This window comes from Mangrovibacter plantisponsor (assembly GCF_003182475.1).
Lineage (GTDB): Bacteria > Pseudomonadota > Gammaproteobacteria > Enterobacterales > Enterobacteriaceae > Mangrovibacter > Mangrovibacter plantisponsor.
Map to the genome: position 1 here is coordinate 43,302 of NZ_QGTS01000003.1, position 13,477 is coordinate 56,778.

Consider the following 13,477-nt stretch of genomic DNA (forward strand, 5'->3'; position numbering starts at 1 on the left):
TCTTTTCTCATTTCTCTTTTTATAAAGGTAATCTTCAATCCATGAAGCCCTCTATTGTTGCCAAACTGGAAGCCCTGCACGAGCGCCATGAAGAAGTTCAGGCGTTATTGGGTGATGCTGCGACTATCGCGGATCAGGATCGTTTTCGCGCACTGTCGCGTGAATATGCTCAACTGGCTGATGTTTCGCGTTGTTTCCAGCAATGGCAGCAAAACGCAGAAGATATTGAAACTGCAGAAAGCCTGCTGAGCGACCCGGAAATGCGCGAAATGGCTCAGGAAGAGTTAGATCAAGCGCGTAAGATGCAGGAAAGCCTGGAGCAACAACTCCAGTTATTGCTGCTGCCTAAAGACCCCGACGATGAACGTAGTGCTTTTGTGGAAGTACGCGCCGGAACAGGGGGTGATGAAGCCGCGATTTTTGCTGGTGACTTATTCCGTATGTACAGCCGCTATGCAGAATCTCGCCGTTGGCAGGTTGAGATAATGAGTGCCAACGACGGTGAGCATGGCGGGTACAAAGAAGTGATTGCCCGGGTGAGTGGCGACGGGGTTTATGGGCGCCTGAAATTTGAGTCTGGCGGTCATCGCGTACAGCGTGTACCGGCTACTGAATCTCAGGGGCGTATTCACACCTCTGCCTGTACTGTTGCGGTTATGCCGGAACTGCCAGAAGCTGAAATGCCAGATATCAACCCCGGGGACTTACGCATTGATACTTTCCGCTCTTCCGGGGCGGGTGGGCAGCACGTTAACACCACTGATTCCGCGATCCGTATCACTCACTTACCAACAGGGATTGTGGTGGAATGTCAGGATGAACGTTCCCAACATAAAAACAAAGCGAAAGCGTTGTCTGTTTTGGGCGCGAGGATCCGGGCACAGGAAGAGTCCCGCCGGCATCAGGAAGAAGCGACAACCCGGCGTAACTTGCTGGGCACAGGCGATCGCTCTGACCGCAACCGGACCTATAATTTTCCACAGGGAAGGGTGACCGATCACCGAATCAACCTCACTCTTTATCGTCTGGACGAAGTGATGGAAGGTAAGCTGGATATGCTGATTGAGCCTGTGATTCAGGAATACCAGGCAGACCAGCTTGCTGCACTGTCTGAGCAAGAATAATGGACCTTAGTGAATGGCTGGCCCGTGCGGCTGAGCATCTCTGTGACAGCGACAGCCCGCGGCGTGATGCGGAAATATTACTCAGCCACGTAACGGGAAAAGGGCGCACCTTTTTGCTGGCGTTCGGTGAAACCGAGCTCAGCCCGGAACAGTATCAGCAGGCTGAAACACTGCTGGCCCGGCGAAAAAATGGTGAGCCAGTTGCTTATATCCTGGGTGAGCGTGAGTTCTGGTCGCTACCACTTTATGTTTCGCCACACACGCTGATACCGCGCCCGGATACCGAATGCCTGGTCGAGCAGGCTTTGGTGCGCATACCTCCAGAATCATGCCAGGTGTTGGATGCCGGGACGGGAACTGGCGCGATTGCTCTGGCGATTGCCAGTGAACGCCCTGACTGCCAGGTCACCGGTGTGGACCGGGTTCCGGAAGCGGTGGAACTCGCCCGTCGCAACGCTGCCCGCTTGGGTATTTCCAATGTGCAGTTTTTGCAAAGCGACTGGTTTTCCGCAGTCAGCTCGCTGCAGTTCAGCCTGGTAGTCAGTAATCCCCCCTATATTGATGAAACCGACGAACATCTTGGGCAGGGCGATGTGCGTTTTGAGCCACGCAGCGCCCTGGTTGCTAAAGACAACGGGCTTGCTGATTTGGCCGAACTGGTGTCTCAGGCCCGGGGCGTACTTATTCCCGGCGGCTGGTTGTTACTCGAGCATGGCTGGAAGCAGGGGGAATCAGTTCGGGCGTTGTTCTGTGCTGCAGGCTATCACCATGTAGAAACTGTTAAAGACTATGGGAATAACGACCGTCTGACTCTTGGGCGCTACGGTATGCCGGAGGAATAATAATGGCTGAGCTGGCCGTGTTACGGGTGCATATTGTTACTTTGTGTATCTCTGTCGGGTTATTTGTATTGCGTTACTGGTGGATGCACAACAACGCTCCAGTCATGCGTAAACGCTGGGTGCGCATTGTCCCGCATATTAACGACACAATACTGCTGGCAAGCGGTGTGGCACTTATGTTGTTAAAGCATCTCTATCCTTTTACCCCACAAGGCGCATGGCTGACTGAAAAGTTATTTGGCGTTATCATTTATATCGTTTTAGGGTTTATTGCGTTAGGCCGCGGGCCGCGCAACCCGCAGATTCGCTGGTTTGCATTTTTGCTGGCACTGGTGGTGCTTTATATCATTTTCCGAATTGCCACCACTCAAGTACCACTGCTGGGGATATTATGAAGTTGTTAGACAATTTCGAGTTCAATCACGCCACGTTATGTGATGGTATGATTCTGATTTCTCAATTAATACGCGATGATTTTCCGTCATGGGAAGTACAGCAACAACTCGATACACTGGTTAGCCAGGCGCGTGAAGAGATTAGCATGGGCTGGGATGCTGACCGGCAAATGGAAAAATTGCTTGCCCTGTTTTACGGTGAGTGGGGCTTTAAAGATGCAGGTGGTGTTTACCGCCTTTCCGATGCATTGTGGCTGGACAATGTCCTGAAAAACAGGCAAGGGAGTGCGGTGTCGCTGGGCGCTATTTTGCTGTGGCTTGCCGGGCAACTTGCTCTGCCTTTGATGCCGGTTGTTTTCCCCACCCAACTTATCTTACGGGCGGACTGGATGGACGGCGATATGATGCTGATTAACCCCTTTAATGGTGAGCATCTTGACCGGCACACACTGGATGTCTGGCTGAAAGGGAATATCAGCCCCGTGGCGCAATTATTCGAAGATGATCTCACCGAAGCGGATAATGTGCAGGTTATTAATAAAATGCTCTACACGCTGAAAACTGCGTTGATGGAAGAGCAGCAACTTATTTTGGCACTTAGGGCCAGCGAAGTGTTGTTGCAGTTCAACCCGGAAGACCCGTACGAAATTCGTGACCGTGGGCTGATTTACGCACAACTTGATTGCGAGCATATAGCGCTTAACGACTTAAACTATTTTGTTGAGCAGTGCCCTGAAGACCCGGTCAGCGAAATGATCCGCGCGCAAATAAATACTCTTTCCCGCAAGCAAGTGACGTTGCATTAACGTGCATGCTGTGGCTTAAACCTTCAATAAGGCGAAGATATGAAGCAAAAAGTGGTTAACATTGGTGACATCAGTGTGGCGAATGATCTGCCATTTGTCTTGTTTGGTGGCATGAATGTGCTTGAATCCCGCGACCTGGCGATGCGTATTTGTGAACACTACGTCAAGGTCACCGAAAAACTGGGCATCCCTTACGTTTTTAAAGCGTCATTCGACAAAGCTAACCGCTCATCCATTAATTCATATCGTGGCCCGGGGCTTGATGAAGGGATGAAAATTTTCCAGGAGCTGAAAGCTGCATTTGGTGTGAAAATCATTACTGATGTGCATGAAGCATACCAGGCTCAGCCGGTATCAGAAGTGGTCGATGTGATTCAGCTTCCTGCATTCCTGGCTCGCCAGACAGACCTGGTTGAAGCGATGGCGAAAACGGGCGCAGTGATTAATATTAAAAAGCCGCAGTTTATTAGCCCGGGGCAAGTGGGCAACATCGTTGATAAATTCCGTGAAGGCGGCAATGAAAACGTGATTCTGTGTGACCGCGGCAGTAACTTTGGCTACGACAATTTAGTTGTCGATATGCTGGGTTTTGGTGTTATGAAGAAAGTTTCTGGCAATTCGCCCGTGATTTTTGACGTGACGCACGCATTGCAATGCCGTGACCCATTTGGCGCTGCATCAAGTGGCCGCCGTGCACAGGTTACTGAACTGGCTCGCGCAGGCATGGCAACGGGTATTGCCGGCCTGTTTATTGAAGCACACCCGGACCCGGAACACGCCCGCTGTGATGGCCCGTCAGCATTGCCGCTGGATAAACTGGAACCGTTCCTGGTGCAGATGAAAGCGATTGACGACCTGGTGAAAAGCTTCCCGGAACTGGATACCAGCAACTAAGCTGGTGTTCAAACCAAAAATAAAACCCCGCTACAGCATTGCTGGCGGGGTTTTTTACTGGGGAAATGTCAGGCGAAAATAGTCATCAAATAGGTTATAAACAGGGCCAGGTGTGCGGAGCCATTCAGCACATTGGTTCGCCCGGTAGAGAAAGATACCTGGCATAACACCAGCACTGTCGACATCACCACAATTTCTGGTAACCCGAGAGCGAAAGTGAGTTCGTGCCCGGTGAGCAGAGAAATAATCGTCACGGTTGGCACTGTCAGTGAAATAGTCGCCAGAACAGAGCCAAAGAACAAATTCATTGCCCGTTGAACCTGGTTATTAAGCACTGCTTTGATAGCACCAAGCCCTTCAGGCGACAAAATCAACAGTGCGACCAAAAAGCCGGTGAAAGCAACCGGGGCGTTCAGATGGGTAAGTAATCCTTCCAAAGGAACTGCGTTCAGCTTGGTGACTGAAATAACCGCAACCAGGTGAACGACCAGCCAGCATGCGTGCCAGATATTGCTGTGTGCAGAGGGTTTACCATGATGCGGGTCATCATCGTCACTGTCATCTTCGTGTTCATAGACAAATAAGTTCTGATGTGTGCGGGTCTGGATCAGTAAAAAAACGCCATACATTGCTGCTGATATTAATGCAATAATGAGCATCTGGCCGGTGGTAAAATCACCACCCGGCAACGCTGCCGGAAAGATAAGAACAATGACGGCAAGGGGAAGTATCGCCATTAAATACTGCTTAATGCCATACAGGTTGACGTGCTGGGTAGCAAACTTATTCCCGCCAAGAAGCAGAGAAAAACCAACCAGACCACCAGTGACAATCATGATGATGGAGTAGAGCGTATCCCGCATGAGCGTTGGCGCTGCGTCGCCAGTCGCCATTAATGCGGATATCAGGCTGACCTCCAAAATAACAACAGATAAAGTCAGGATCAGCGAACCAAGGGGTTCCCCCAGGCGATGCGCCAGTACATCTGCATGGCGTACAACACTAAATGCACTAAACAGAATACCCGCAAGGGCAAGAATGTTAATGCCGATTATCGCAGGCAAGTTGGTGGTTGATCCCCAAACAAACAACACACCAACTGCAATTAACGGCATGAGTAGTGATGTTTCTTTATGGCGGGTTTTTACTGCATCCTGGTTTCCCATAACTAACTTCCTTAACGTGGTGGTGCCAATACTGACAGACACAGGCCCGGTATCATGACAGTTGCAGGTGACATAAAGTGGCCCTGGCGTTGAATTATCTTTTTCGGTGTTTTATTGCATTAAAAAACGCTAACTTAACAGAATATCAGGAAAAAATTGTTACATTTACTCTGTTTTACCTGATGATTCTTTCTGAGAACCTGGCGAAGTCTCGCAGTTTCCTCAATATGGTAAGTGGGCTCGTGCCAACGCATTGCTCTGTTTTGATAGTGTATCTGTGTTTTTTTGATTAAGGGCACTGGAGGCGCAGAAAAAAACGCCGATATCAAGTAAAAGCATTACCTCATATTTATGCCTGATTTCGGGTATGTGTTTTGCATAGATGTTAGCAGAGTGGTTAAGTGGCAGATGACGTAAGCAGAAGCGGCAGGCTTATTTTGAGGTGGTTTGTTGGTTCTGTGCAGTGGCTGTAGGAGGGTATCGTGTTAACGCGAGATTTTTTATTAAAAGCAGATTGCCGTACCGCATTCGGTGATATTGACGAAACACTATTGTGGACAGGTGAACAGCGGGAAGCGTCACTATGTGAAACGCTGGCACGCCGCCCCGGCCGTGGCCCTGTGTGGGTCTTTGGTTACGGTTCTTTGATGTGGAATCCCGCGTTTGAATTTGATGATGCCCGCGCCGGGAGGTTAACTGGCTGGCACCGTGCATTTTGTTTACGCCTTACCGCAGGGCGCGGAACCGCCTGTAAACCCGGCAGAATGCTGGCGCTACGGGAAGGCGGTGAAACCGTAGGTATGGCCTTCCGCATTCCAGAAAATGAACTGGATGCCGAGTTACCACTACTCTGGAAAAGGGAAATGATAACCGGGTGTTATTTGCCAACCTGGTGCCATATTGCCCTGGATGATGGGCGCGAAATTGATGCGCTGGTATTCATAATGGATGCCCGGCACCCGTTGTTTGAAGGAGATACCCGGCCAGAAGTGATTGCGCCTTTAATTGCCGGAGCCAGTGGCCCACTGGGAACCAACGCCCAATATTTGTTTTCCCTTGCACAGCAGTGCCAGAAAATGGGTATTGTTGACGAGAGTATGGAACGGCTTAATCACCTGGTTCAGCAGTTGCACCAGCCTGGTGCTTAAACGCTTTGCCAGTGCAGCAAAATGCCGGGTTTTACCCCGGCACTGAACACATAACAAGCCAGTAAAACAAATTGCTGATTACGCGGGTACGTAGCTAATCGCATGCTCCAGCGACTGGCTGTGGCTGTCAATCAGCACATTCCAGATACCGCTAAAAGGTACGGCGAGGTAAGCAGTATTGCGGTTTTGAACGCTCATGATTTCTGCATCAATCCCGGTCTGCTCGCAATCATTCGCACTCAGATGAATGTGACAATTGTCTGAACAACGTACTACGACAGTATCGCCGCCAAACAGTTTTAAAGTTGTTTTTACCACAGCCATTGTTAGTTGACCCCATCAGAATAAATTAACAGACCTCCTTGTCTGATTAGTCCCCCTTGATACGTGAGTTTGCTCACAAATCACTCATCTCATAACACCAAAGAGTCCGTGAGGAATTTCTGATTTTGATCAAATAAAAATGCAATGCTTAAACTTTAATTACAAAATGCTTGAATCAATTCAGCCAGCGCAAAATATCACCAGCGACTGGCTGAATAACGTTATTTAATTCGGAACAGGCTGGCTGTTTCCGCCAGTTCACCGGCCTGCATTTGCAGAGCATCCGCCGCAGCAGCGGATTCGACGACCAGCTCAGCATTTTGCTGTACCATTTGATCAAGGCGAGTGACAGCCTGGTTAATCTCCTGAATTCCAAGCATTTGTTCGCTGGTGGCAATGGTGATTTCACGCATAATTCCCGACACATTGGTGATGCCGCCTGATACTTCCTCCATGCTGTCACCTGCCAGTCTTACAAAATGCGCGCCACTTTCAACACACTGTGTTGTATCGTCAATCAGTGATTTTATCTCTTTTGCCGCCTGAGCGCTGCGCTGTGCAAGGCTACGCACTTCACCGGCTACTACGGCAAACCCACGCCCTTGTTCTCCGGCTCGCGCCGCTTCCACAGCAGCATTCAATGCCAGAATGTTGGTCTGGAAAGCAATACCATCAATGACACTGGTAATTTGCCCTATACGCTGGGATGCATCTTCAATCTGTTGCATGGTGGAGATTGCCTGGGCGACAACTTCACCACCACGCCCGGCAGCCTGAGATGCAGAGGATGCCTGTTGGTTGGCCTGTGCAGCCGCATCTGTTGAGTGGGAAACTGATGCAGAAATTTGTTCAACGGCACTGGCGGTTTCTCGCAGGCTGGATGCGGCCTGCTCGGTGCGTGTCGACAAGTCCTGATTACCCGCGGCAATTTCATTGGCGGCAATTTTAACTGAAGCACTGGATTCGCGAATTTGTTCCATTGCTCCGGCCAGCTTGTCACAGAATGCGTTAAAAGCATGAGCAATCTGAGATACTTCATCATTGCCGGTATCCGGCAGCCGTTGAGAAAGGTCGTTGGTGCCACTACTGATTGAGCCCATAGCGTCACGAATAGAAGACAAGCGCTTCAATACTGTTGAAACCAACATATGCACTAAACCAGCAGAAATGACAGCCAGCACCAGCAAAGCAAAAGCTGAAGCTTTTAACAGCGCTCGCATACCGGCTGTTGCATCTTGTTTATCCAGCGCAACCACCAGATACCATTGTGTGCCACCAACCTGTTGCGCCGCCAAATATTTGCTCGCTTCGCCAATGCTCCCTTGTTCCAGTGTTTTGGCCTGGCGTAGTGTGGCAAATGGAATACCGGTAACCAGGCTGTCAAATGGTTTCAGTGCCAGCTCAGCTTTAGCGGCGGCAATCAAAGTTCCATCTTCGTTGACCAGCATGCCTGAACTGTTGGCCGTTGGGTGAATGCTACGAACGTTATCAACAACCGTATCCATGGAGACATCGCCGGCAACCACTGCTTTTATCTGCCCGTCTGCGCTAACCGGGACGGCGAAAGACACCACCAGTTTACCGGTGCCTGCATCAACATAAGGTGCAGTGACAATTGGCGCACTGGCCGCAACGGCTTGTTTATACCAGGGGCGCCCGGTTGGGTCATAATCCGCTGGCACGCCGGTTGGATCGGTAAACTTCGCAGTTCTGTTGGCATACCCAACATACACGTTAGTAAAACCGCCAGCAGTTGCGATTTGCCGGAAAAACGGCAGCGGGTCATTTTGTAATGCTACTGACTGCAGGGAAGAAATCATGGTCAGTTTACTGCTGACCCAGTCACGGATTGCCAGCGCATGGCTGTCTGCTGTGCTCTGCAAAATTTGGTTATTTTGGTTGATGTTGTCCTTACGGGTGACCTGGTAGTTAATGACCGTGTTTAATATCAGGGCAATAACTAAGCATCCTGTTGCAGCCAGCAAAATACGTGCGCGAATTGAACTTATCATTTTGGTTGACCTTTACTGCGTTGTTTTGCCAGTTATCGGCCAACCTTAATTGAGACTTGAGACCACCTAAGTGGTATACCCGACCAGCACAGACTCAGAATGTCAGAACTTTATCGGCTTCCAGTGTCCATTTGGCCAGTTCAACCAGAGTGCCAATCTCTATACCGTCAATCAGAGGCAACGCGCTGACACCGCGCCCGTCTGCACAGGTTTTACATAAACGCACCGGAATGTTTTGTGCGGTCAGGATCTCCAGCATTTGCTGAATATTGTAGCCTTCTGCCGGGTGCTGCTGGCGCAGACCTGCCGTAACGGCATCAGACATCAAAAAAAGTTGAAGTACTGGCTGCGGTTGTTGCTCACTCAGTGCAATTGCCAGACGCAGGCAGTTAAACAGCGACTCACTGCCATAAGCAGCACCATTTGCAATCAGGGTTATCTTTTGCATAACACTTCCCTCTGGTTCAGGCATTGTTTCTGGAATTATCTGTATGGCATGATGATAGTAGTTACCTGTAAGCTGGTACATTGATGTTGAGTCATAAAAGCGAAGTCTCTTCCCTTATTTTTAAAGCGGGTATAACGGGCTGAATGATAGTTGTAGCTGATTAATGCGTTTTTATTCTTTTTTCTGTACTACGTTTTTGCTTGTTGGCCTTGCTTGTTGGGCAGGCAATGCAGGCGCGGCGAGTGATACCGTTTCTTCGGGGTCACAGAGTGTTACTGCCGGGGAAAACTTACCCGACCTGGGCGGTACTACTACCTCTCAAAGTGAATTTGAACAAACACTTTCTCAATATTTGAAAGGGTTGAGTTCAGCGAGCGATACCTCCACGGATGATTCATCCGCTATTTTCAAAGACTGGGCATTTGATAATGCGCGTGATTACGTTTCTTCCCGGATGGCAAAAGAAGCGCAAAGCCTGCTTGCTCCGGCAGGCCAGGCAAGTTTCAGTCTGTTGGTCGATCAGGACGGAAATTTTGCCGGTACTCAGGGGGCGCTGTTTACTCCCTGGAATGAAGATGCACAAGGCCTGACATGGACACAACTGAGTATCAGCGACCAGGATGAAGGCGTGGTGGGCAATGCCGGAATAGGGCAACGCTGGAATCAGGGTAACTGGCTGGTTGGTTATAACTCGTTTTATGATTTATTAATGCACGGGCAAGAACAACGTGGTGGGCTGGGTGCTGAGCTCTGGGGGCAGTCTCTGCGTCTTTCAGCGAATTATTACTACCCCCTGACTGGGTGGCATAACAGCAGTACCACCCGAAGCCGCAGGCTTGCACGGGGTTATGATATCAACGCCCGTGCATGGTTACCTTTCTATCACCATATCAGTACTACAGTAAGCTTTGAGCAATATTTTGGTCAGCACGTTGACTTGTTCGACAGTGGTACTGGTTACCATAACCCTTATGCGGTTAATGTCGGGTTTAACTATACCCCTGTGCCACTACTGACCTTAACGGCTCAACATAAGCAGGGTGAAAATGGTGAAGTGCAAAACAACCTGGGGCTTAAGGTTAACTACCGGTTTGGTGTGGCGCTGGACCGGCAACTCTCTGCCGATGAAGTGGCAACAGTGCAGTCTTTACGTGGAAGCCGCTATGATGCGCCGGAGCGCAATAACATTCCGGTACTGGAATATAAGCAACGTAAAACATTAAGTGTCTGGCTGGCTACACCGCCGTGGGATCTCCAGGCGGGTGAGACTGTAAGCCTCAAGATTGAACTGCGGAACCGTTACGGTATTCGTAATATCAGCTGGCAGGGCGATACCCAGGCACTTAGCCTGACAGCGCCTACAAAACGGCGCGATACCACTGGCTGGACGGTAATAATGCCGCAGTGGAACGATGCTGAAGGCGCCACTAATCAGTGGCGGTTGTCAGTTATTATCGAAGACACAAAAGGGCAGAAAGTCACTTCAAACTGGATAACGCTTAAACTCACACCACCGGTAACAGCAGATATTCCAGGTAATTCAACAGAATACAAGCTGCTGCCCGAAGAGAATTAAAAAACTCTGTCCTGGTGCACCCACACCGCGGCCTCAACCCGTGATTTGAGTTTCATCTTTTTCAGCAGATGCTTAACATGAACTTTCACGGTACTTTCAGTGATATCAAGCTGGCGGGCTATCAACTTGTTGGGTAAGCCCTGTGCTATCAGCCGTAAAATATCCTGTTCCCTGGGAGTAAGCTGGTTTACATCACGCTCAGTGCCGTTTCGGCTGTTGCGTAAACTGGCCGCGAGGATGGGAGTCAGCGTGTCACTTAATACCATTTCACCGGCCGCTGCCTGTTGTAAGGCCACCAGTAACTCTTCAGGTTCCATATCTTTGAGTAAATAGCCGTCAGCTCCACGTTTCAGTGCCTGGACGACATCCTCTTCGAGATTAGACACGGTAAAGACAACAATACGGCCGGAGAGAGATTTTTGGCGCAGATGGTCCAACGTTTCCAGTCCGTTCATTCCTGGCATATTCAGATCCAGCAGAATCAAATCCGGATCCAGAGATTCTGCCATGGCTATTCCTTGCTCACCGCTGCTGGCTTCCCCAATAACCTGAATATCGGGGGCAAGGCCAATCAGTTGCTTTACGCCGCGTCTTAGCATGGGGTGATCATCAATCAACAGAATAGTTGCGGGTTCCTCAGCCATTGTTTTCTCCACATAATCGTCCAATGAACAAGCGCTTAAAGCCAGTTTAGCACCGGATTGAAAACCTGCCGGGTTCCGTACTGAAGTTTCTGGAGAGTTGTGACTGTGAGTTTATTCTGATGAACCCGGGGAATGGCGCTTGCTTGCCCGGAAATGTACGGTAATTTCAGTGCCACCAGATGCCGGTGACTGAAGGGAGAATGTCGCGTTCAGGCTTTGCGCGCGGTCGCGCATAATCAAAACACCATAGTGGCTATTATCACTGATGTTCTCAGGGATACCGGCACCGTTATCAAACAGTGTCAGTGTCACCCAGCCATTATTTTCTTCTACTGTGATACTCGCGGCGGTTGCATTGGCATGGCGTACAACATTGCTTAATCCTTCACGCACTATATGAATCAGGTGGAGTATTTGGTGTTCAGCAATATGCGAAGAGACACCTTGCCAGTTGAGTGAAACGGCAAAACCCAGACGCTGGCTGAAATCTTCACAGCAATCTTCCAGTGCCGTCTTCAGACCAGGTTCGTTCAGGTTCAGGCGGAAAGTGCTCAGTAACTGGCGCATCTGCACCCATGAACTGTTCAATTCATGGCGTATCTGGCCGACAAGTGTCTGAGCGTCGTTGTCCAGCGTATTGCCCTGCATTTGTAATACACCAACCTGCATCTTCATACTGGATAGTGATTGTGCCAGAGAATCATGCAGGTTTTTGGCAAGGTCTGATTGCTCCTGCATAAGAAGAAATTGCTGTTGCTGTGCCTGCTGTTGCTCAATTGCGAGAACAGCTGTAATACCCGCTGCGACAGTTTCAATTAATTGAGAATGTTCGCCTGATAACGCCTGGGTATCAGGCAACTCACCGAGCAAAATTCCGTAAAAATGCTGGCGATTATGTAAGCGCCAGCATAGCGGAGTACCCGCTACCGGAGCCGGGTTCACATCACGTGGGCAGTTAAGGCAATCAGTTTCTTGTTGGGCTGTGTAACTGACTTCGTAATAGTGCTGATTTTCATCATGTTCATAAATACGCAGTTGTAAATTTATCAACGGCGTGACTGACTGCAATTCAAATAAAATACTGGGTATGCGCTGGCAAACAGGCCCTTCACTATTAAGTACCAGGTTAATCCGCTGAAGAACCGTTGCGTTATTAATAAATGAGGCAGTCTCTGGGGAGAATAACTGCGTGGGTGGCGTATTTTTACTTGCATGGCGGGTGATACGCCATTGCATGATGATTAGCACGACGAGTAAGGCAAGCATTACCGCAAGGCATTTTTGAATCAATATAGCCTGCTTGATGTGCTTCGCGGTATGTATGTCAAAAACCCGGTTAAGGGCGGTTACTTTTTCTGCGAAGACTTCAAGTTGCGGGGTGGCAGCCTGAGGAGACGTAGCAGACAACAGAGCAGGGAGCAGTGAGGTACGCCAGTCTGCCTGTAACATATCCAGTTGATGTTTTTGGTTGTCATGGCGGGCTGCGTTACCAAGGGTGGTAGAAAACAAAATACTCTGGATTTCAGCCAGTCTGCGGCTGTTGGTTTCAGTCACAGGTATTAAGGGCAGTAGTTGCCAGGTTTTAGTATGAATAATATCTGTTGTTTTAATCCCGGATTTGCTGGTGGCGATTTCCTGGCTTAGCCATACGCATGTGGCCATTCCGGTCGCGCCGAGCACAGCCAGCAGCATAATCAGCGGCACCATAAACTGGCGCAGCTTTGTGCTTACACGGGGAACGGACATAAACAGTGGCCTCAGCATGAACATCAACTGTGTATGATTGTGAATGATATTGTCGCTCACACCCATACCCCGGAAGAGTTATGTTCATGGACAAAAATCGGTAGCGCAGTATTTATTTTAGTGGCAATTAGTGCAGTAGTTATCTGAAAAATAATATGATTTTAATTTTTAAACTGAGTTAATTTTCCTTAAATAATCTTAAGGAAAATATCAAAATATGATGAGTATCACGTTAAGTCTGCGGGGTGTTACCCGTGTCGAACCTTAGTCGAACCTTCTCATCCTTCCCCATGCTGGAGAATATGCAAAAATATTTATTGGGGTTTAATAAGGATGAATTGGCGAGGATGGT

At 49.3% G+C, this 13,477-nt stretch carries 13 protein-coding genes; 7 read left to right on the plus strand and 6 right to left on the minus strand.

Translation table 11 applies throughout. The features are described 5' to 3' along the window. Positions 1-41: 41 nt before the first annotated feature. The 5 genes from prfA to kdsA are packed head-to-tail and all read left to right on the plus strand — an operon-like array spanning position 42 to position 4,061. The gene (gene prfA, locus DES37_RS05080; RefSeq protein ID WP_110025096.1) at positions 42-1,124 is read left to right on the plus strand and encodes a peptide chain release factor 1; all 1,083 of its coding nucleotides are present in this window, start codon (positions 42-44) and stop codon (positions 1,122-1,124) included. Continuing rightward, a complete protein-coding gene (gene prmC / locus DES37_RS05085; RefSeq protein ID WP_110025097.1) occupies positions 1,124-1,966 on the plus strand; it encodes a peptide chain release factor N(5)-glutamine methyltransferase in 843 nt (280 codons plus the stop codon). The genes prfA and prmC overlap by 1 nt, the downstream gene beginning before the upstream one ends. Positions 1,967-1,968: 2 nt before the next feature. Then, positions 1,969-2,361, plus strand: coding sequence for a SirB2 family protein (locus DES37_RS05090; RefSeq protein WP_036105262.1), 393 nt, complete (start codon positions 1,969-1,971; stop codon positions 2,359-2,361). Then, positions 2,358-3,167: an invasion regulator SirB1 gene (gene sirB1 / locus DES37_RS05095; RefSeq protein ID WP_110025098.1), complete on the plus strand. Its 810-nt coding sequence runs from the start codon at positions 2,358-2,360 to the stop codon at positions 3,165-3,167. The genes DES37_RS05090 and sirB1 overlap by 4 nt, the downstream gene beginning before the upstream one ends. A 39-nt stretch (positions 3,168-3,206) precedes the next feature. Continuing rightward, on the plus strand, positions 3,207-4,061 hold the full coding sequence (kdsA, locus tag DES37_RS05100) for a 3-deoxy-8-phosphooctulonate synthase (protein ID WP_110025099.1): 855 nt from the start codon (positions 3,207-3,209) through the stop codon (positions 4,059-4,061). Between the two features lie 68 nt (positions 4,062-4,129). Here the strand turns inward: kdsA and chaA are convergent, their stop codons facing one another. Continuing rightward, positions 4,130-5,227 (minus strand): sodium-potassium/proton antiporter ChaA, encoded by a 1,098-nt coding sequence (gene chaA, locus DES37_RS05105; RefSeq protein ID WP_110025100.1) that lies wholly within the window; start codon positions 5,225-5,227, stop codon positions 4,130-4,132. Between the two features lie 482 nt (positions 5,228-5,709). On the opposite strand from chaA, the gene DES37_RS05115 reads away from it, so the two are divergent. Then, a complete protein-coding gene (locus DES37_RS05115) occupies positions 5,710-6,375 on the plus strand; it encodes a gamma-glutamylcyclotransferase (protein WP_110025101.1) in 666 nt (221 codons plus the stop codon). Between the two features lie 78 nt (positions 6,376-6,453). On the opposite strand, the gene DES37_RS05120 is transcribed toward DES37_RS05115, so the two are convergent. The 3 genes from DES37_RS05120 to DES37_RS05130 all read right to left on the minus strand — a co-directional run bounded on the left by DES37_RS05120 (position 6,454) and on the right by DES37_RS05130 (position 9,159). Then, entirely contained in the window at positions 6,454-6,699 is a 246-nt protein-coding gene (locus DES37_RS05120; protein WP_036105281.1) for a hypothetical protein, read from the minus strand. Between the two features lie 221 nt (positions 6,700-6,920). Beyond that, positions 6,921-8,711, minus strand: a complete 1,791-nt coding sequence (locus tag DES37_RS05125; RefSeq protein ID WP_036105284.1) for a methyl-accepting chemotaxis protein — start codon at positions 8,709-8,711, stop codon at positions 6,921-6,923. A 94-nt stretch (positions 8,712-8,805) separates the two neighbouring features. Next, on the minus strand, positions 8,806-9,159 hold the full coding sequence (locus tag DES37_RS05130) for a DsrE/DsrF/TusD sulfur relay family protein (protein WP_036105545.1): 354 nt from the start codon (positions 9,157-9,159) through the stop codon (positions 8,806-8,808). Positions 9,160-9,322: 163 nt separating this feature from the next. Here DES37_RS05130 and DES37_RS05135 point away from each other — a divergent pair, with 163 nt between their 5' ends. Then, positions 9,323-10,735, plus strand: coding sequence for a YchO/YchP family invasin (locus DES37_RS05135; protein ID WP_110025102.1), 1,413 nt, complete (start codon positions 9,323-9,325; stop codon positions 10,733-10,735). Here the strand turns inward: DES37_RS05135 and narL are convergent. Both narL and DES37_RS05145 read right to left on the minus strand, forming a co-directional pair. Continuing rightward, the gene (narL, locus tag DES37_RS05140) at positions 10,732-11,379 is read right to left on the minus strand and encodes a two-component system response regulator NarL (RefSeq protein ID WP_036105287.1); all 648 of its coding nucleotides are present in this window, start codon (positions 11,377-11,379) and stop codon (positions 10,732-10,734) included. The genes DES37_RS05135 and narL overlap by 4 nt on opposite strands. Before the next feature lie 111 nt (positions 11,380-11,490). Then, a complete protein-coding gene (locus DES37_RS05145; protein ID WP_170123726.1) occupies positions 11,491-13,125 on the minus strand; it encodes a histidine kinase in 1,635 nt (544 codons plus the stop codon). Positions 13,126-13,477 lie beyond the last annotated feature (352 nt).

Excerpts from the sequence above, each read along its gene's own strand:
- kdsA (WP_110025099.1), top strand. The coding sequence starts at position 3,207 with ATGAAGCAAAAAGTGGTTAACATTGGTGACATCAGTGTGGCGAATGAT.
- DES37_RS05120 (WP_036105281.1), bottom strand. The coding sequence starts at position 6,699 with ATGGCTGTGGTAAAAACAACTTTAAAACTGTTTGGCGGCGATACTGTC.
- DES37_RS05125 (WP_036105284.1), bottom strand. The coding sequence starts at position 8,711 with ATGATAAGTTCAATTCGCGCACGTATTTTGCTGGCTGCAACAGGATGC.
- prmC (WP_110025097.1), top strand. The coding sequence starts at position 1,124 with ATGGACCTTAGTGAATGGCTGGCCCGTGCGGCTGAGCATCTCTGTGAC.
- sirB1 (WP_110025098.1), top strand. The coding sequence starts at position 2,358 with ATGAAGTTGTTAGACAATTTCGAGTTCAATCACGCCACGTTATGTGAT.
- DES37_RS05090 (WP_036105262.1), top strand. The coding sequence starts at position 1,969 with ATGGCTGAGCTGGCCGTGTTACGGGTGCATATTGTTACTTTGTGTATC.
- DES37_RS05145 (WP_170123726.1), bottom strand. The coding sequence starts at position 13,125 with ATGTCCGTTCCCCGTGTAAGCACAAAGCTGCGCCAGTTTATGGTGCCG.
- chaA (WP_110025100.1), bottom strand. The coding sequence starts at position 5,227 with ATGGGAAACCAGGATGCAGTAAAAACCCGCCATAAAGAAACATCACTA.
- DES37_RS05130 (WP_036105545.1), bottom strand. The coding sequence starts at position 9,159 with ATGCAAAAGATAACCCTGATTGCAAATGGTGCTGCTTATGGCAGTGAG.
- prfA (WP_110025096.1), top strand. The coding sequence starts at position 42 with ATGAAGCCCTCTATTGTTGCCAAACTGGAAGCCCTGCACGAGCGCCAT.
- DES37_RS05135 (WP_110025102.1), top strand. The coding sequence starts at position 9,323 with ATGCGTTTTTATTCTTTTTTCTGTACTACGTTTTTGCTTGTTGGCCTT.
- narL (WP_036105287.1), bottom strand. The coding sequence starts at position 11,379 with ATGGCTGAGGAACCCGCAACTATTCTGTTGATTGATGATCACCCCATG.